General features: G+C 63.3%; 17 protein-coding genes and 1 riboswitch. Of the genes, 8 read left to right on the top strand and 9 right to left on the bottom strand.

The annotated features are described in order from the left end of the window. Positions 1 to 3: 3 nt before the first annotated feature. Both LDN75_RS22630 and LDN75_RS22625 read right to left on the bottom strand, forming a co-directional pair. Positions 4 to 492, bottom strand: coding sequence for a hypothetical protein (locus LDN75_RS22630; RefSeq protein WP_223934911.1), 489 nt, complete (start codon positions 490 to 492; stop codon positions 4 to 6). A 48-nt stretch (positions 493 to 540) separates the two neighbouring features. Further along, the gene (locus LDN75_RS22625; RefSeq protein WP_223934910.1) at positions 541 to 1,722 is read right to left on the bottom strand and encodes a hypothetical protein; all 1,182 of its coding nucleotides are present in this window, start codon (positions 1,720 to 1,722) and stop codon (positions 541 to 543) included. A gap of 289 nt (positions 1,723 to 2,011) precedes the next feature. Here LDN75_RS22625 and LDN75_RS22620 point away from each other — a divergent pair, with 289 nt between their 5' ends. From LDN75_RS22620 to LDN75_RS22605, 4 genes are all read left to right on the top strand, one after another. Beyond that, positions 2,012 to 2,704 (top strand): hypothetical protein, encoded by a 693-nt coding sequence (locus LDN75_RS22620; protein ID WP_223934909.1) that lies wholly within the window; start codon positions 2,012 to 2,014, stop codon positions 2,702 to 2,704. 181 nt (positions 2,705 to 2,885) lie between these two features. After that, the gene (locus LDN75_RS22615; protein WP_223934908.1) at positions 2,886 to 3,434 is read left to right on the top strand and encodes a sigma-70 family RNA polymerase sigma factor; all 549 of its coding nucleotides are present in this window, start codon (positions 2,886 to 2,888) and stop codon (positions 3,432 to 3,434) included. Then, the gene (locus LDN75_RS22610; protein ID WP_223934907.1) at positions 3,431 to 4,258 is read left to right on the top strand and encodes a hypothetical protein; all 828 of its coding nucleotides are present in this window, start codon (positions 3,431 to 3,433) and stop codon (positions 4,256 to 4,258) included. The genes LDN75_RS22615 and LDN75_RS22610 overlap by 4 nt, the downstream gene beginning before the upstream one ends. A gap of 131 nt (positions 4,259 to 4,389) precedes the next feature. Next, positions 4,390 to 5,610 carry a DDE-type integrase/transposase/recombinase gene (locus LDN75_RS22605; RefSeq protein WP_223933130.1) on the top strand — a complete coding sequence of 407 codons (1,221 nt, stop codon included), beginning with the start codon at positions 4,390 to 4,392 and terminating at the stop codon, positions 5,608 to 5,610. Positions 5,611 to 5,729: 119 nt separating this feature from the next. Here LDN75_RS22605 and ald read toward each other — a convergent pair whose 3' ends face one another. Further along, positions 5,730 to 6,848: an alanine dehydrogenase gene (gene ald / locus LDN75_RS22600; protein WP_223934906.1), complete on the bottom strand. Its 1,119-nt coding sequence runs from the start codon at positions 6,846 to 6,848 to the stop codon at positions 5,730 to 5,732. A gap of 207 nt (positions 6,849 to 7,055) precedes the next feature. On the opposite strand from ald, the gene LDN75_RS22595 reads away from it, so the two are divergent. Continuing rightward, positions 7,056 to 8,270 carry a helix-turn-helix domain-containing protein gene (locus LDN75_RS22595; RefSeq protein WP_223934905.1) on the top strand — a complete coding sequence of 405 codons (1,215 nt, stop codon included), beginning with the start codon at positions 7,056 to 7,058 and terminating at the stop codon, positions 8,268 to 8,270. 279 nt (positions 8,271 to 8,549) lie between these two features. Here LDN75_RS22595 and LDN75_RS22590 read toward each other — a convergent pair whose 3' ends face one another. Next, a complete protein-coding gene (locus tag LDN75_RS22590; protein ID WP_223934904.1) occupies positions 8,550 to 9,821 on the bottom strand; it encodes a hypothetical protein in 1,272 nt (423 codons plus the stop codon). A gap of 2 nt (positions 9,822 to 9,823) precedes the next feature. Beyond that, positions 9,824 to 9,974: riboswitch (cyclic di-AMP (ydaO/yuaA leader) on the bottom strand. Between the two features lie 129 nt (positions 9,975 to 10,103). Beyond that, positions 10,104 to 10,337 (bottom strand): hypothetical protein, encoded by a 234-nt coding sequence (locus tag LDN75_RS22585; protein WP_223934903.1) that lies wholly within the window; start codon positions 10,335 to 10,337, stop codon positions 10,104 to 10,106. A gap of 47 nt (positions 10,338 to 10,384) precedes the next feature. Between LDN75_RS22585 and LDN75_RS22580 the strand changes: the two genes are divergently transcribed. Beyond that, a complete protein-coding gene (locus tag LDN75_RS22580; RefSeq protein WP_223934902.1) occupies positions 10,385 to 11,452 on the top strand; it encodes an ATP-dependent DNA ligase in 1,068 nt (355 codons plus the stop codon). A gap of 80 nt (positions 11,453 to 11,532) precedes the next feature. Here the strand turns inward: LDN75_RS22580 and LDN75_RS22575 are convergent, their stop codons facing one another. The 4 genes from LDN75_RS22575 to LDN75_RS22560 all read right to left on the bottom strand — a co-directional run bounded on the left by LDN75_RS22575 (position 11,533) and on the right by LDN75_RS22560 (position 13,583). Beyond that, positions 11,533 to 11,808 carry a DUF6480 family protein gene (locus LDN75_RS22575; RefSeq protein WP_223934901.1) on the bottom strand — a complete coding sequence of 92 codons (276 nt, stop codon included), beginning with the start codon at positions 11,806 to 11,808 and terminating at the stop codon, positions 11,533 to 11,535. 115 nt (positions 11,809 to 11,923) lie between these two features. After that, positions 11,924 to 12,757 carry an alpha/beta hydrolase gene (locus LDN75_RS22570; protein WP_223934900.1) on the bottom strand — a complete coding sequence of 278 codons (834 nt, stop codon included), beginning with the start codon at positions 12,755 to 12,757 and terminating at the stop codon, positions 11,924 to 11,926. A gap of 62 nt (positions 12,758 to 12,819) precedes the next feature. Continuing rightward, positions 12,820 to 13,071: a hypothetical protein gene (locus tag LDN75_RS22565; protein WP_223934899.1), complete on the bottom strand. Its 252-nt coding sequence runs from the start codon at positions 13,069 to 13,071 to the stop codon at positions 12,820 to 12,822. Between the two features lie 80 nt (positions 13,072 to 13,151). After that, positions 13,152 to 13,583 (bottom strand): helix-turn-helix domain-containing protein, encoded by a 432-nt coding sequence (locus tag LDN75_RS22560; protein WP_223934898.1) that lies wholly within the window; start codon positions 13,581 to 13,583, stop codon positions 13,152 to 13,154. Between the two features lie 237 nt (positions 13,584 to 13,820). Here LDN75_RS22560 and LDN75_RS22555 point away from each other — a divergent pair, with 237 nt between their 5' ends. After that, positions 13,821 to 14,882, top strand: a complete 1,062-nt coding sequence (locus LDN75_RS22555; RefSeq protein WP_223934897.1) for a LacI family DNA-binding transcriptional regulator — start codon at positions 13,821 to 13,823, stop codon at positions 14,880 to 14,882. A gap of 80 nt (positions 14,883 to 14,962) precedes the next feature. Next, positions 14,963 to 16,639, top strand: a complete 1,677-nt coding sequence (locus LDN75_RS22550; RefSeq protein ID WP_223934896.1) for an ABC transporter substrate-binding protein — start codon at positions 14,963 to 14,965, stop codon at positions 16,637 to 16,639. Positions 16,640 to 16,704 lie beyond the last annotated feature (65 nt).

Below are 16,704 nucleotides of genomic sequence, written 5' to 3'. Positions count from 1 at the left end.
CGGCTAGTTCAGCCCTGCAGAGTTGACATCCGCACTCGCAACCAGCGAATAGATCGCCTTCAGGTCCTCGTTGCCTTCAAGGGGCTGGCAGCTGCCCGTCAACTGTACGACGTCGGTGGCGGACTCGTGGTGGAACACCGTCACGGCGGTGAACTGGGCCAGGGAACCGGCTTGAGGGTGCGTGTAGCGGGCCTCCCGCACATGCCAGTCCCGTCCGTTGATGACAACCGGTTCGGTGCCCAGGAGAACGGCGTCTGGCAGTCCGGCCATGAAAGCGTCCACGGAAGCAGCTATGTCCTGCAACTTGTAGCCCGGCAAGCGACGCGACACGGAGATCACCACATTGGGTGTGTAACCACCCTCGGAGGCCGGCCCCGTCAGCGCGCCGAGGGCGTCCGGGACCACTTGCTCCGTCCAATTGGCCGGCGTCGTGACGCTGATGGTGGGGTATGCGGGGAAGGCCTTGGACGGGAAAACCTGCTGGGATGTCATGGGGAGCCCTTTCGGCGCTGTTTGAGGAAAGCTCAGGGATTGAGGGGTTTACTTATTGAGGAAGTCGACGAATCCGGTGACGGATTCCACAAACCCGGAGGGGCTGAGGGTCACCTGGGCTCCGGCGCCGAGGCCCAGCTCTGCGGTGATCTTGGCCCCAACGCCGAGTGTGAGGCCGTCCTCATCAAGGGAGGCGTTGAAGAAGTGCCCCTCTCCGGCGCCCGCGGCAACGGTTGCTGATGTGGACAGTCTTTGACCGAGTACTTCAACGTATTGGGACGCAGTCAACTCGCCACCGACGCCTGCGCTGGCTGCGGCGCCTGTGACGTTTCCTGCCTTGTTAACGTTGATTTCGCCTTCTCCGGCGCTTGCCCAGGCGCCGCCGCGAACTTCGGTGCCCTGGCCAAAGCCGAACAGGCCGCCAGCCACCTCGGTCTCGTTGCCGAGGGTCACCTTTTGGCCCGCAAATACCTCGCCGCCGGGCGAGAAGAGGAACGGGCTTTCTCCTGTGACATGGGCGCTGGCTTCCGCGCCGGTCATGAATCTTGCCGTGCTGGTGGTGTTGGCCCAGCCATCGAAGAATTCGCTCTTTACCGTGGTGGTGTTCTCCACACCGACGAAAGCTTCACCGTCGGCTGAAAAGCGCGGGAGGCCCAGGCCAAAGGGAACGTTCGCTTCAAGCTTGCCATCCGCGCGCGCCCCAGCGAAGGTCTCGTTGGTAATAGTGGACTTGACCGGACCGCGTTCGCCCTCTGCGGTGAAAGTTACGGTGCCGCCCGCCGAGGCCTTACCAGAAGCGTCAAAGGAGATTCCGCCGGGACCCACGGAACCATGTGCCTCGCCAGTAGCTTCAGCGCCAACATTTCCAGAGCCCTCTACCGTTACCGGCCCATACGTGCGGGGACCGAGGGTGAATCCGGGCAGTCCGGTCGGCTCCTTGCCAACGCTTCCGGAAAGTCCCTGGGACGCCTGTTCCTGCTGCTCCGCGTTGAGGCGAAGTGCGCGGGCGTTGGTCTTCAAGCAAAGGGCTGCTGCTGCGAGCCTTCCATTGAGGTCAGTGTTCCATTGGTTGCGGAACTGTTCAGCATCGTTGCCCCGCCAATAGTGGCCGTTCTGAATCATCGTGCCAAGTTGCCGCTGCAGATTGGTGATCTTCTCTGCCTCGGAGTCCATCACGGCCGATAGCCGCCGGAGATCTCCGACGTCGGCGCCGACCAATCCTTGTCCCATAACGTTCCCCCTGTACGCCGTGGCGTGTTGATCGCCGACGGACATAAAGTGGTGCGCCGGGCGTCTCATGAGCATAATCGCCCGCCGCGGGAAGTGGCGATGGGGAGAACTATCGGCAGTGGAAATCCCATAGCCGTCTTGCTGCCCGGAAAACAATTTCGAGGAAGACGTAACCTCAGCGGCGCCCGGAACGATGTAAAGGGAGTGCGGGCCACGTCCGCACGCTGATCATCCGGCAGCGACCCAAACGCTGCCGGGGCAATCCCCACATCGTTTGTCGGAGGCTTTTATGTCCTTGTTCACTGTCCTTGCCACCAGCAAAGTCGCCGCGGGCGTCCTGGCTGCCGGAGCTGTAGCTGCCGGCGGAACCGGTGTCGCTGCCTTCAATGGCGCTCTTCCCACCGAAATCCAGCAGAGCGCCCACGACCTCGTCGGCGCACCTGCTCCCCTCGCCACGAAGGCGGCAGACGCGGCCGAAGCCGGCCAGGCCAAGGCGGCTGACGCCGTCGAGACCGCCCAGGCAAAGGCAACTGACGCTGCCGAGGCTGGCGAAGACAAGGCAACTGACGCTGTCGACGCTGCGAAGTCAAAGGCTGAAAAGGCAGTCGCCGCAACGCCTGAAGCATTCGGTCTTTGCACCGCTTTCATCAACGGTGGACTCAAGGCTGACACCAAGGTGCCGGGTTTCAAGTCCCTGGTTGTAGCCGCAGGCGGCGAAGCCAACGTCGAATCGCACTGCAAGGCCGTAGTCGAGGCCGGCAAGGCTGCCGGCCTGAAGGCTGACGGTTCGGTAAACGCCGACGTCGACGCTTCCGTTGAATCCAAGGTTCCTGCTGTTCCGGCCGTTCCTGCTGTTCCGGGAACCGACGGCGCGCCGGCTGTCCCTGCCGTACCTGCAACGCCCGCCGCCCCCGCGCTGCCGACGCAGGTCCCCACTGATGTTCCTGCCGCTCCCGGTGCAGGCCTCGATTCGGTCCGCTAAGCACCCAGCGGTTACGGTTTAAGGGTGGGGCTCCTTGGTTTAGAACAAGGAGCCCCGCCACTTTACCGACGGTGGCGTACGTAACAGACGGCAGTGGCCATGGATGCCCGGAGCCCGGAAAACAACCCGGGACGGTGGTCCGGAAAGGTCGCTGCGCTGCGCGGGATGGAGGCATCCACGGGTGCTAAACCCATTAGCTGATGAATATGTGCAGACGGACAAAGACGATCCCGCTCTGCTCTTCACCGATGCCTACAACCAGTTCTCGGGGCCGGTTTTCGGCTACCTCCGCGCCAGGGGCGTGGACGATCCCGAAGCCGTCACGCAGGACGTCTTCCTCGCCCTGTATCCGAAGCTGCCGGACCTGCAGGGCGGCCTCCAAGGTGCCAGGACTCTGCTGTTCTCGATCGCCCATGCGCGGATGGTTGACCATTACCGCAAGCGGGAACGGTCCCCGGATTCGTCACCCTATGAGGCAGAGTTGGATGCACGCCGCGCACCATCGGCAGAAGACCAGGCATTTGGCCGCGGGAGCCTGGGCGTTACGGAACTTCTGGAGGACCTCGCAACAGATCATCGCGAAGTCCTGGCACTGAGGGTGGTCGCGGACCTTTCCGTGGAAGAAACAGCGGCCATCATGGGCAAATCCCAAGGGGCCATAAAACAACTGCAGCGCAGGGCATTGAGTGCACTGAGGAAAAGTGCACTACGAAAGAATGGCACACCATGAGTGAACACATCACCCCGCCGGGACGACCAGGCGGTCACGTCGGCGAGAGCGCTGGCGAGCAGGCCATTGACCGCCTGTTGGCCGACGCCGGACTCGACGACGCCCGCGACATCCGTGCCGAACTTCTCGAGCTTCGATCCCTCGCCAGCACAGCTCCGCCGCCCTCTGCCGCCGTCCGGGCGTTGATGGTCAGCGACCCGGTTGTCAGCGCCGCCGTTGTCAGCAGCGGAAGCGACTCAACCCCCGGCTACCCAACGTCCACTGATGAACTCGCGGGCCGCCGTCGTCGTAAGCGCCGCGCTGCCATCGCGGGATTCGCCGTGGCTGTGTCATTGGCGGGCGGCGCTACGGCTGCGGCCGCTTCCGAGGGCGGCATCCCGGGAGCTTTCCAACACCTGGGCTCCACAATCGGCTCGGTAGTTTCGCAGCTTACGCCGGGATCAGGCAATGGAACGCGGCCGAATCCTGGCTCCCCCTCGGACCAGCAGCGTGGCCGTAATGTGACTCCGGCGACCCCGTACCCTTCCGGCCGCAACCCAGCCGGCAACGCCACATCGGGAAATGGCGCCAACCCAAGCCAGGAGCCACAAGGCGGCACCAACGGCGCGTCAGGGCACTCCGGCTCGTCCAAGGTTCCCAACGGTGGAACGCCCCAAGCACCCAAGCTCCCCGGGAACGGTCAGCCGGGCAACATCAACGTCCCGACGCCAACGACACCCATCACCCCGCCGGGCATCGAGGCGCCCACCGTGGGACCGTCGGACGTTCCGGTGCCCGTTCCTACGCACCTGATCCCCGAGGTCCCAAACAACCCCGCGAAATGACAATTGATCCCAATGTTCACGTAGAACATTGGGTGTGGAGTCTCATGACTTAATGGACACTTCTGTCTCAGGACATCGTGGACAGTGTGTCTCGGGACATCGTGGGCACTTGTGCGGGTTTTGCTCGTTCCATGAGCGAACTCAAACCCGATATGAAGGTCCGGTATCTTGTCGCCTCGTGGCCTGAGGAGAGTCCTCGAGGTGCCGTGGCAGCCTTCTGCCGCGAGCACAACGTCTCACGGTCTTGGTTCTATAAGGTCAGGGCCGCTGCGGTGTCGGGTGGGCCGGCACAAGCGATGGCTATGCGTTCGACCAAGCCACGTACCAGCCCTAACGCTACTCCCGCAGGGGTCACCGCGTTGGCTTTGCATGTGAGGGAAGCGTTGGAGGCCCAAGGCCATGACCATGGGCCTTTGAGCGTTCAGGCAAGGATGCGCCGGGACGGTGTGGAACCGCCGTCCCGGGCAACGCTTGCCCGGCTCTTTACCAAGGCCGGCATGGTGGTTCCGGAGCCGCGGAAGAAGCCTCGAAGCGCTTACCGCCGGTTCGTATATCCCGCACCGAACTGTTGCTGGCAGATCGACGCCACGGAATGGCAGCTGGAAAACGGGCGGAAGGTTGTGATTTTCCAGCTCATTGATGATCATTCACGCTTGGCCTTGGCGTCACTGGTTGCGGCCGGAGAAACGAGCGAAGCGGCCCTGCGGGTGGTCAAACATGCCATCAGTAAACACGGGGTTCCCCGGAAGTTTCTCTCCGACAACGGCATGGCCCTGAACCCCACACGCAGGGGACGAAGCGGGGCATTGGTGGACTACCTGAGATCTCTCGGAGTCGAACCGATCACGGGCAAGCCCTACAAGCCCACCACCCAGGGCAAGAACGAACGATTCCACCGCACACTGCACCGGTTTCTGCACAAGCAAAAACCGGCTTCAACGATCAAGGATCTTCAAGCCCAGGTCGACACCTTCGACCACTACTACAACACCGAGCGTGAACATCAGGCACTGCCGGCCCGAATGACTCCCCAACAGGCTTGGGAAGCCACCGAGAAAGTGCCCGCCCCCTCGGTCCCCGTGATCTCTGAGATCAAAACCCAGATCCGGCGAACCGTACGAAGAACCGTCAGCCGCCTGGGCGTCGTCACGGTCGTGGGCACGCACTTCCAAGTAGGCAGAGACCGCGCCGGAGAAACAATCCACATCCTCTACGACGCACAACGCATCATGTTCTTCGACGGGCACGGAACCGAAATCATTTCCCATCCGCGCCCGCCAAGAGGAACCAAATACATAGGCAACAACAAACCCCGCGGCTTCATGGCGAACCAAGTGTCCACGACGTCATGAGACATACAGTGTCCACGAAGTCCTGAGACTCGAAGTGTCCTCAATGTCCTGAGACATGACAACGTAGAACATTGGGATCAACTGTCATCTCGGCGGGGTCTTGCGCCGCTCTTCCTGGGTTAGGCGGTGACCAGGCTGTGCCAGTCGGCGACGAGGGGCAGGTTGTGCGCCTCCGAAACCGAGTGGTGTGCCACGTGGCCTGCAGCGATGTTGAGGCCGGCGGCCAGGGCGGGGTCGCGGTCGAATGCGGCCTTGACGCCCAGGTTGGCCAGTGCCACGGCGTAGCGCAGCGTGACGTTGGTCAGTGCGTACGTGGAGGTGTTCGGAACAGCGCCAGGCATGTTGGCAACGCAGTAGAAGATCGAGTTGTGGACCTTGTACGTCGGTTCCTGGTGGGTGGTGGGGTGCGTGTCCTCGAAGCAACCGCCCTGGTCCACGGCGATGTCCACCAGCACCGAGCCCGGCTTCATCCGGGACACGAGTTCGTTGGTGACCAGCTTGGGAGCCTTGGCCCCCGGGATCAGGACGGAGCCGATCACGAGATCTGCGTCGACTACTGACTTCTCGATCTCGTAGGCGTTGGAGGCGACGGTCTTCAGGCGGCCCTGGTAAAGGGCATCCAATTCGCGCAGCCGGTTGATGTTGATGTCCATGATGGTGACATCAGCACCGAGGCCCAGCGCCATGGCGGCGGCGTTGGTTCCGGCAACACCGGCACCGAGGACAACAACCTTGGCCGGGCGGACGCCCGGTACGCCGCCCAGGAGGATTCCCTTGCCGCCGGCTGGAGCCATGAGCGATGAAGCACCGACCACCACGGACAGGCGGCCTGCCACCTCGGACATCGGGGCGAGCAGCGGAAGGGTGCGGCCTTCCTGGACCGTTTCGTAGGCGATTGCCGTGACGCCGGAGTTGATGAGCTCGGCGGTGAGTTCGGGCTCTGCGGCGAGGTGCAGGTAGGTGAAGAGGATCAGGCCCTTGCGGAAGCGGTGGTATTCGGCCTTGATGGGTTCCTTGACCTTCATGACCATGTCGGCCCGGCCCCAGACGTCGTCCGCGTCTGCAACGATTTCTGCGCCCCCGATCGAGTATTCCTCATCCGTGATGCCCGAGCCGAGGCCTGCGCCGCGCTCAACCAGAACGGTGTGTCCGTGGGTGCGGAACTCGTGTACTCCCGCGGCCGTGATGGCAACGCGGAACTCGTTGTTCTTGATTTCTTTGGGGACGCCGATGATCATTTGCTGGCTCCATCGTTAGCGGCTTTTCGGCCGAATATTTGCTGCGGGCTGTGGTTCCAGAATAAATCCGGCTGTGAGGCAGGCGACATGGATCCTGGAGCGCGCTTGAATGGGAACCCCGGAAATTCAAGGAATTTCTGCCGCAATGATCGACATTTGTCGAGTGCTGTAGCGTCAGGTGTCGCCTGATGTTGGTACGCTTTCTGGATGCAGCAGGACGTGGAGCAAATCGTTGAACGCGTGGCGCTCAAGCTTGGGAGGGGGCTGTCCCTGGAGGACCTCGACGGCGTCCTCCTCGCCTACAGTTCCAACCAGTCGCACGCCGACCGCGTCCGCGTGAACTTCCTCCTCAGCAAACGCGTGCCCAGCGATGTCAGTGCCTGGCAGCTCTCGCACGGCATCGCGACGGCGGTGCGCCCGGTGGTTGTCCCCGCGAACGACGAACTGGGCATGCTGGGCCGCGTTTGCGTCCCGCTGCTGGTGCGCGGTTTCCGGGTGGGCTACTTGTGGGTGCAGCAGGATCTTGAGGAGCAGACCGCGACGGCGATACTCGCCGAGCTGCCCGGCGTGCGTGACGAACTGGACCTGTTGGCGGGCTTGTTGCTCGACTCAAACACCGCGGAATCGGAGTTCAGGCGGCGGCGGGAGCAGGAATTCCTGGCTGCATGCAGTGGCGAATCGAACGCAGTGGCAGCGGTGGCTGGTTGGAAGGAGATCCAAGGCCGGGGCCCATGGCAACTGGTAACCATCCTGGACGCGGATGGCGGCGGAACCGACGTCGACCCCATAGCGGCAACGCTAACGCACAGAACAGCAGCGCTGCAGTCCACCATTGGTGTGAACGCTGCGTTGTTCAGTGCCGGGACGGAGACACATTCCGTCGTCCTGTTCCGGGAATCCACTGGCCGGGCGGATCACGCCCAAGTTCTGGTGCACTATCAATTGGAGCTGGCCAAGCGGGCGGGCCGCGCGGTGGACCGGGTGATCCTGGGCATCAGTGAGCCGTTTCAGGTCATCCGCCAATTGGCTGGCGCGTACCGGCAATCGAAAGTTGCTGCACAGGCGGCAGCCGTCGATGCGCCCCTGGGGGAACTCGTGGACAGCCGTGCCGTGGGCGTCTACCAGCTCTTCGACCGTCTGCAGGCCCCCGGAGGTTGGGACGATGCCGGCTCAGTGCACTACCGGACCCTGGAGGACCACGACCGCAACGGCGAACTCCTGCCGGTGTTGGAACTGCTCTATGACAACGACGGCTCCGTCCAGGACGTCGCCACCAAACTCCATCTCCACAGGAGCAGCATCTACAACCGCCTCGGCCGGATCCGCCAACTCATCGGAGCTGATCCGTTGAGCGGCGCGATCCGGCTCGAGTTGCACGCCGCACTGAAGGCCCGGAGGTGGGCCTCTCGGCCCCGGATTTAGCGCGTTCCGGGCGGCTGGGTCGCCGAGTGCCGCACTCGGGGTCGACGCCCCTCTGGCACTCTTGTCACATGCAAGTGACACGCGGAACGAAAGAAGCAGGCACCGGGTAGGTGCCTGCCTCTCTTGTTGCAGTGATTCTTGTTGCCCTGATTCCTTAGGCGCGCCGCAACCGCTGGCAACTCCAGCGGCCCAACCGGCGGCGGAACGTGGCCGTCCGGCTGCTGCTGCAGTACCGGCCGTGCCACCCGACGTGCGTGCTGGTCCTGGGAAGTCGCGTGCTCACTTCAAAATCCCTGTGGCGCCGTCAAGTACGGCGTCCAGGTCCAGGGCTGAACCATTGGACGGCGTGGTGCTGGGACTGCCGGTCGGCTTTGGCTTTGGCGCCGGAGCCTGTGTTGGAGTAGGCGCCGGAGTGACAGTGGGGGTCGGCGTCGTCGTGGCAGGTGGGGTGGTAACCGTGTCCGACGGAACCGGGCTCGGGGCTGGCTGGGTTGGGACAGGAGTTGTCACGCCCGGCACAGGAACAACAGCCGACGGGACTGCCGAAGGAACCCAAACAGGATCCGCGAGTGAAACTTGCGGAGTCGGAAGGGACGACGGCGATCCCTGAGCGGGTGCCTCTTCTGACGACTGCGTTGCAACAGTTGCCGGCTGTCCGGCCTCGCTGGTGGCCGCCGAAGCAGCAGTGGAGTTGGACGAGCTGGGTGCGGGGGTGGCCGAGGTTGACTGCCTGCTGTCGCCACCGGTCTTTGCGTCACTGGCTTCCTGGGCCGGTGTTTCCTGCCCGAAGAAGGGAAGCTCGAAGGCCTGGCTCACGGTGCCAACGGTCAATACCAAGCCCAAAGCTCCGGCGACGACTGCCATGCGCTGGCCCATTGTCTTGACCGAGGCCGCCTTTGTGAGGACGGCGTGTGGTTCGTGGCTGAAGGACGATCCACCCACTGATGACCCGCCCAAGGATGAAGCTCCGAACGTAGGGGCACCGCCTGCCGAGGGCTGGGCTGCTCGCGTGCGGAGGGCCTTCCGGCTTGCGAGGCCAGCCGCAGCGGTGGCGGCTGCCGCCAGCTGGGCGGGGCTCTTCGCCTGTGCCGGGGATGCAGAGGGCATCGGTGAAGCAGCGGCCACCGTCGGTATGGCGGCAGTGGCGGGCTCCGGAGTGGATGAAGCGGCATCCACCGTCGGTATGGCGGCAGTGGTGGGCTCCGGAGTGGAAGCCGGTTCGGGGGCGATCGGTGCGGGAGCTTGAACAGTTGGAATCGCAGCCGTTGCCGGTTCCAACGGAGCAGAGTCCGCGGGCGTTGTTTCAGCAAGAGCGATGACCGCCTGGGCTGCCCGCTCACGCTCTGCGGCGCGAGCGGCCGCGCGCGTAGTGGGTGCCGCGGTGGTGGGATTAGAAGCAGCGGTGGGTTCCGGCGTCGTGCTTGTTGACGCTGCTTCTGCTGCTGGCGCACTGGTGGAGGATCCGCTGGGTTGGGCCCGACGGCGTCCGGTTGGCTGGGTACGCTCGCGCGCTATTTGGGCGCGGCGCGGCTGATCCATGGTTGGGGACATGGTGGTTGCCTCTCAACGCCTGCGAGGTTAGCTGTCGGGTTCGGACGAGGCCGTCCGGCCGCACATGGCGGCTTCACCCCAAGGGCCCATGGAGAATCAGGCCCGGGAACTCTGGGTCCCCCGTCTCTGCCGCGAGTCTGGCGGATTCCGGTTTGCGGCAGAGCTCGGCGTCAACCCGGAAGCGGCCCAGCGGAGATACGGGTCGCTCTTCGACGGTACATGAGCAGCAAACTAAAGTCACATTAATGTAACGGGCGGGACGTCTTCCAGAGCGAAGGTCGGTTAGGACTTAGGCTCCGGGGCCGGAGCCGGGGCGGGCAGCTCGTGCTGGATCCTTTGGACTTGGTGTGCGTAATGGGTCTCGGGTCGGAAAATTTCGTCCGCCACACCCAGCATCCCACCCGTGGCGCCGCGCCGGACTTTCCCCTTGCTGTTCTGGCGCGAGACCCAGAACCAAAGGGCCGCAATGAGGGCAGGTGCTGCCAGTACGGCCACAAGAACGGCCAAGATATCCATCGCCCAAGACTAGCTTTCGGCATGTACTGGCCGGTAGACATAGTCCTATGGACCTGCCTGTGATGCCGCCCGTTTCGCCCATGCTCGCCAAGTCCGTGCCCAACATTCCGGATGTGGGGCATTACGAGCCCAAGTGGGACGGGTTCAGGACCATTGTTTTCAAAGATGGTGACGAGATCATCCTGGGCAGCCGCAACGAACGCCCCATGACACGGTATTTCCCGGAACTGGTGGAAGCCCTCAAGAAGAACCTTCCGGACAAGTGCGTCATCGACGGCGAGATCGTCCTCATAGCGGACAACAGGCTCGACTTCGAAGGCCTTCAGCAGCGCATCCACCCCGCCGACAGTCGTGTGCGGATGCTGGCTGAAAAGACGCCGTCCTCCTTCATTGGATTCGACACCCTGGCGCTAGGAGATGAGGACCTCATGGACAAGCCGTTTTCCGAGCGTCGCGCTGCCCTGGAGAAGGCCCTGGCCAAGGCTGAGGCGCCCGTGTACGTAACGCCGGCGGTGACGGAACTGGACCAAGCGCAGGAGTGGTTCGTGCAGCTGGAAGGTGCTGGGCTGGACGGCATACTTTCCAAACCGCTCGGCGGGACATACCAGCCGAATAAGCGGGTCATGTTCAAAACCAAGCATGAACGCACCGCGGACTGCGTAGTGGCTGGATTTCGCTGGCATAAGACAGGAAAGGTTGTGGGGTCGATGCTGCTCGGGCTCTATAACGACGCCGGCCAGCTGCAGCACGTCGGGGTGGTGGCTTCATTTCCCATGGCCAAGCGCGAAAGCCTGGTGGCCGAACTCGAGCCATACCAGACCGAGTTCAGCGAACATCCTTGGGGCCAGTGGGCTGATCAAGGAGATGCAGCAACCACTGGCTCCCGCATGCCTGGCGCACAGAGCCGGTGGAGCGCTGGCAAGGACTTCTCCTTTGTTCCCCTCCGGCCAGAGCTCGTCATCGAGGTCGCCTACGACTACATGGAGGGCGAGCGGTTCCGGCACACCACCCAGTTTCGCCGGTGGCGGCCGGACCGGACTCCGGAGAGTTGCACCTATTCCCAGCTGGAGGAGCCGGCTGATTACGACCTCGGGGAGATCCTGAGGCTGCCGTAACCGGAGTCGGCCGCCGCTATTACGTCGTTGGGCCGCTGTTACGTTGTTGGGCCGCGACGAAACAGCGGCTGGGAGACGACCTACTCTTCGTGGCCTTGGTCGCCGCTCATGCTGCCCTCGCCCGGCGGGGTTTCTCCCGGGGGCACCCCGCCACCGGGCTCCAGTCCCGTGATGTTCCCGTCCGCAGGATCGGGGTTGGACGATGCCGCGGGGTCCTTGTCCTCTTCCTGGCGCATATCCGGATCGGCGTGGACATCGCCCGGGTCGCCCGCAGTGTCGCCGGCGGTGTCAACCGGCTCGGTTGCGCCCGAGGCCCCGAAGGTCCGCGGATCGTCTTCCGGGTCATAGCTGGTCATGGTGAAACCCCTTCCTAAGCAAACTTACTATTGAGCCTGCCCGGCCAGCCTAACCTCCCGGTCGCAAGCCCAACAAGGGGCACCCGGGCCCGGCTCCGCCGTCGTGCGTTAGTGCCTAACTCTGGCGCGAGGTGGCAGCGACAAAGCTCCTGATAGCGTCCGCAACAGCTTTCGGACGCATGTGCTGAGCCACGTGGCCCACTCCTGGAATCTCCACAAGCCGCCCTTGGGGGATTGCCCGCGAGAGGCGAAGCGCCCAGTCCGGTCCGGCCACGTGATCGCGGCTCCCGCGGAGCACCAGCACGGGAATTCGGAGTTTGGCCAGCTGCTTCTCGGTTGGGTACTTCATCATCACCCGCAGCTCCGTGAGGTACCAGCGCGGCCCGCATTGCAGGTAGTCGGTGATCACAATCCAGTTGGACGATGGGCTTTCGCGGAGAAGCCCGTCAAGGAATAGGGCCAGCGATTGCTGTGCCACGTTCTTGTGCCGGGAGTCCACCACGGGGCCCATGAGGACCAGGTTCCGGGCCCGTTCGGGCTCGTAAAGGGCCGCTTCGATGGCGAACTGCACGCCCATGGAGTGCCCTACCAGGATGTACGACTCGATGCCGCACACTTTCAGCGCCTCGGCAATGAACGCCCCATGCTCCTCAACGGACAGTTGCCCGCCCGGTTTCGGTGTGCCGGCAAAGCCCGGAAGATCCAGTGAATAGGTAGGCGCGCCCGCGGCGAGAATGGCGTGAAGGCGGGCAAGGTAGCGGTGCGAAACGCCGATGCCATGGATAAGGACGTAAGCGGGCTCCGCCTGGTCCCCGGTTTCGGCGGGCCCAGGTTTTGCATGGCTCCCCAGCTGCGGCGGTGCCGTTCCTTCCGTCCACAGAATCCGGCCAGTCAGCCCGCGGGCCTCGACGTCGGCAGATAGGAGCGTTGCCGGCTTTCCTGAAGTCAATGGCATACCGCTATTGAAACAGTCCCGGCGTGGGTTTGCCGGTGTCCGACCCGCCCCGGGGCCTAGTCGCGGGTGGCGTCATCGGACTCGGCGGGGTCGCCTGTTGGCTGCGAAGCATCAGGTGCGGCGGCAGCTTCAGCCGCTTCCCGGCGTCGGGCAATCTTGGATTCTGTCCACATGGCAACCGCCACGAACACTACGCAGGCAAACATGAAGGTGGCTACGAAGTTCAATCCCATGGCCGATCCCAAGGGTGCGGCAAGGGCCATTGCGGCCACCCCGGCCACGATATGCCACCCTTTGAAATTGCCCACCAAACAAGCGTAACCCCGGGCTAAACAGGTGCTGGCCCGTTGGCTGGGATCGTTGCTTGATCCTTATCACTCCGACGCTTTTAGTCGCCGTGCGCGTCATCTCCGGCGTCATTTGCCGCTTCATCTGCAATGGAGGCCTCGGCCTGCTTCCGCTTCTGCGTTTCAAGCCACGCGATGATGGCGGCCTGGCGGATCCGGCGGTGCGTTCCGCGGTATTCAACGGGGATCTCGCCGCGGTCGGTCATATTGCGCAGATACGTGTGCGAGATACCGGCGAGTTCCGCTGCCTGGGACGTGGTGAGCATTTCCTCCACGCTGCTGACCGTCACAGTTTCGCCGCGGCTGAGCCGGGCGAGGAGATCGACGACGGCGTCCCTCGCCTGATCGGGCAGGCGGTGGACAGTGCCGTCCACGAACACGGTGATGTCGTTGCTCTCGTGGAGGGAGCGTGCGAGATTCCGGGCGTCGTCGGCGGGGAGGCCGGCCGTGACGCGGGGAGCTATCAATGCCATGGCAGAAGCCTAACCTGCGCCCACTCCGGCCTGGGGGTGATCGCCCGTTTCGATGGTTCGCTGCGTACTCGCTGGTTCGTACGGCATAGTGCGCAGCGAGCCATCGAAATGGCGCAAAAGAAGCTGTTGACAGCAAACAGGTAACGCGCGTAACCTAAGTCACACGTTCCAAGTAACGCGCGTTACCAATCCACCGAGCAAAACCTCGACCCACCGAACAAAGACGCGGAGCATTCAATGGCGAAAAGCACCTCCCCCAACAAGGCCGCAGCTGTGCGGCAGCGGGGTGTCACCATGAATGACGTCGCCAAGCACGCCGGTGTATCAAGGACCGCAGTCTCGTTCGTGCTGAGCAACCGCGAAAACGCCAGCATCTCCGAGGAAACCCGCACCCGTATCAACGATGCCGTGCAGGCACTGGGCTACCGCCCGAACGCCGGAGCACGGGCCCTGGCATCCCAGCGCAGTGATTGGTACGGGCTTGTCACCGAGATCGTGACGGCACCGTTCGCCGTCGACATCATCAAAGGAGCCCAGGACCAAGCCTGGCTTGATCGTCGGTTCCTGCTCATCGCGCCCTCCGACCAGGCCGATGCCGTAGGACCCAACAAGGGCTTGGAAGATGCCGCCATTGAAAAGCTGCTGGAACAACGAGTGGAAGGACTTCTCTACGCAGCAACCTTTCACCGGGGCGTGCACGTTCCGCAGAGTGCCAACGAAGTACCAACCGTCTTGATCAACTGCTTCGACGCGGACGGAAACCTGCCCTCGATCGTCCCTGACGAGCGTGCGGGTGGCAGGGTCGCGGTCGAGCGCTTGCTTCAAGCCGGCCACACCCGGATCGGAATCATCAACCTTGACCCGGTCATTCCGGCAGCAGTCGGGCGATTGGACGGTGCCCGCGAAGCACTGGCCGTCGCAGGACTGGAGCTGGACCCGGAACTCGTGGTGTCCGGATACGCAACGGCCGACGGCGGCTACGAAGCCGCGTGCCGGATCCTGGACCACAAGAACAGGCCAACCGCACTGTTCTGCCTCAATGACCGCATGGCGATGGGTGCTTATGACGCCATCAAGGAACGGGGCCTGACCATCCCCGGAGACATCGCAGTGATCGGCTTCGATAACCAGGAGCTGATTGCGGCCTACCTGAGGCCAAAGCTGACCACCGTTGCCTTGCCGTTCCAAAAAATGGGAGCCCTGGGAGTCCAGACGCTCGCCGCTCTTACAGCAGGACAGCCGATCATTGCCGACCAGCAATTGGTCGACTGTCCGCTGCTAGAACGCTCTTCGGTCTGACCGCGAAATCAACTTCGAAGAGCAAACCCCTTACCCACCCCTTCACCTTGGACGATGAAGATAGGAAAGAGATAACCATCATGACACAACCCCGATTCCTGAGGTCTGCCCGCATCACGGCGGCCGGACTGGCGGTGGGCGCGATGCTGCTGACCGGCTGTGCCGCCACCGTCAATAAGACCGCCGGCACCGACGCCGCAGCAAACGCGAGTGCGTTCCTCACCATCCCGCGTGAGGACATGGGCACGTTCGTGCAGAACTTCAACCCGTTCGCGCCCACCGTCAACCCGATGGTCCAGCAGTCCATTTACGAGTCCTTGCTGATCTTCAACCCGGCAAAGGGAGACACTGTGCCGTGGCTCGCAACTGAGTGGAAGGCAGCCGACGACGGCAAATCGATCACCTTCACGTTGCGTGACGGAGTGAAGTGGTCCGACGGCAAGCCGCTGGTCGCTGACGACGTTGCTTACACGTTCGAGCTTCAGAAGAAGATCAAGGGTGGCTACGACTACCTGGACACGGTGACCGCCGAGGGAACCAACAAAGTCACGTTCAACTTCAATAAGCCATGGTCGCCGGCCCTTTACGACGTCGGACAGCTCAGCATCCTGCCCAAGCACATCTGGTCCGCGCTGGCGGACCCGGAGAAGGACGCCAACGCCAAGCCCGTGGGCACCGGCCCCTACACAGAAGTGGACAGCTTCCAGGCCCAGTCCTTCGTACTGAAGAAGAACCCCAACTACTGGCAGCCGGAAAAGCAGAAGATCGCCGGCATCAAGATGCTCGCTTTTGCAGGCAACGACGGCGCCAACCTCGCCGCTGCGAACGGGGACGTGGACTGGGCTCCACAGTACATCCCGAACATTGAAAAGACGTTCGTTTCCAAGGACAAGGAACACCGCCAGTACTGGTTCCCGGCAACCGGCGCCATGATCAACTGGCAGCTCAACACCACCAAAGCACCGTTCAACGATGTGGATGTCCGCAAGGCGCTGAGCATGGCCGTTGACCGCGACCAAGTCACCAAGATCGGCATGAGCGGCTACGCCAAGCCTGCCGACTGCACCGGCCTTTCCGGGAACTACGAGAAGTGGAAGAACTCCGAGGTCAAGGACAACTGCACCTGGACCAAGCTGGATGTGCAGAAGGCCAACGAGCTGCTGGACAAGGCCGGCTACGCCAAGGGTGCTGATGGCAAGCGCAAGCTGAAGGACGGCTCGCCGTTTGAATTCAAGATCTCCGTTGGCGCCTCGTCCTCCGACTGGCTTTCAGTAGCCAACGTGATCTCGCAGAACCTCGCCGAGGTCGGCGTCACGGCAAAGGTTGACTCCCCGGACTGGGCAGCCGTGGTTGCAGGTTACGAGACGGGCGACTTCGACTCCGGCATCGTGTGGAGCGCCAACGACCCCAGCCCGTACAAGTACTTCAACACCTCCATGGGGACTGCCACGGTGAAGCCGGTGGGTACCAAGACGTTCGACAACTACCACCGCTTCGGCGACGCCAAGGCCGACGCGCTGCTGGCCGACTTCGCCGCAGAGGCCGACGAGTCCAAGCAGAAGGACATCGCCAACAAGCTGCAGGAAGAGTACAACGACGTTGCGCCGCTGGTGCCGCTGTTCTCCGGCCCGGAATGGGGTGCCTTCAACGACACCCGCTTCACCGGCTGGCCCACCGAGGGCAACCCGTACGCAACCCTCTCGGTACGGTCACCCACCACGGTGCTGGTGCTGACCACGCTCGAACCGCGCAAGTAGCGTAGCCGGCCGCAACCGGCGGCCAGCCCGCACACTGCACGCCCGGCGGCGAACCGCCACCCGGT

This window comes from Arthrobacter sp. StoSoilB5 (assembly GCF_019977235.1).
GTDB lineage: Bacteria > Actinomycetota > Actinomycetes > Actinomycetales > Micrococcaceae > Arthrobacter.
Note: the sequence above shows the minus strand (reverse complement) of the source record. Positions and strands in the feature narration are given on the sequence as shown.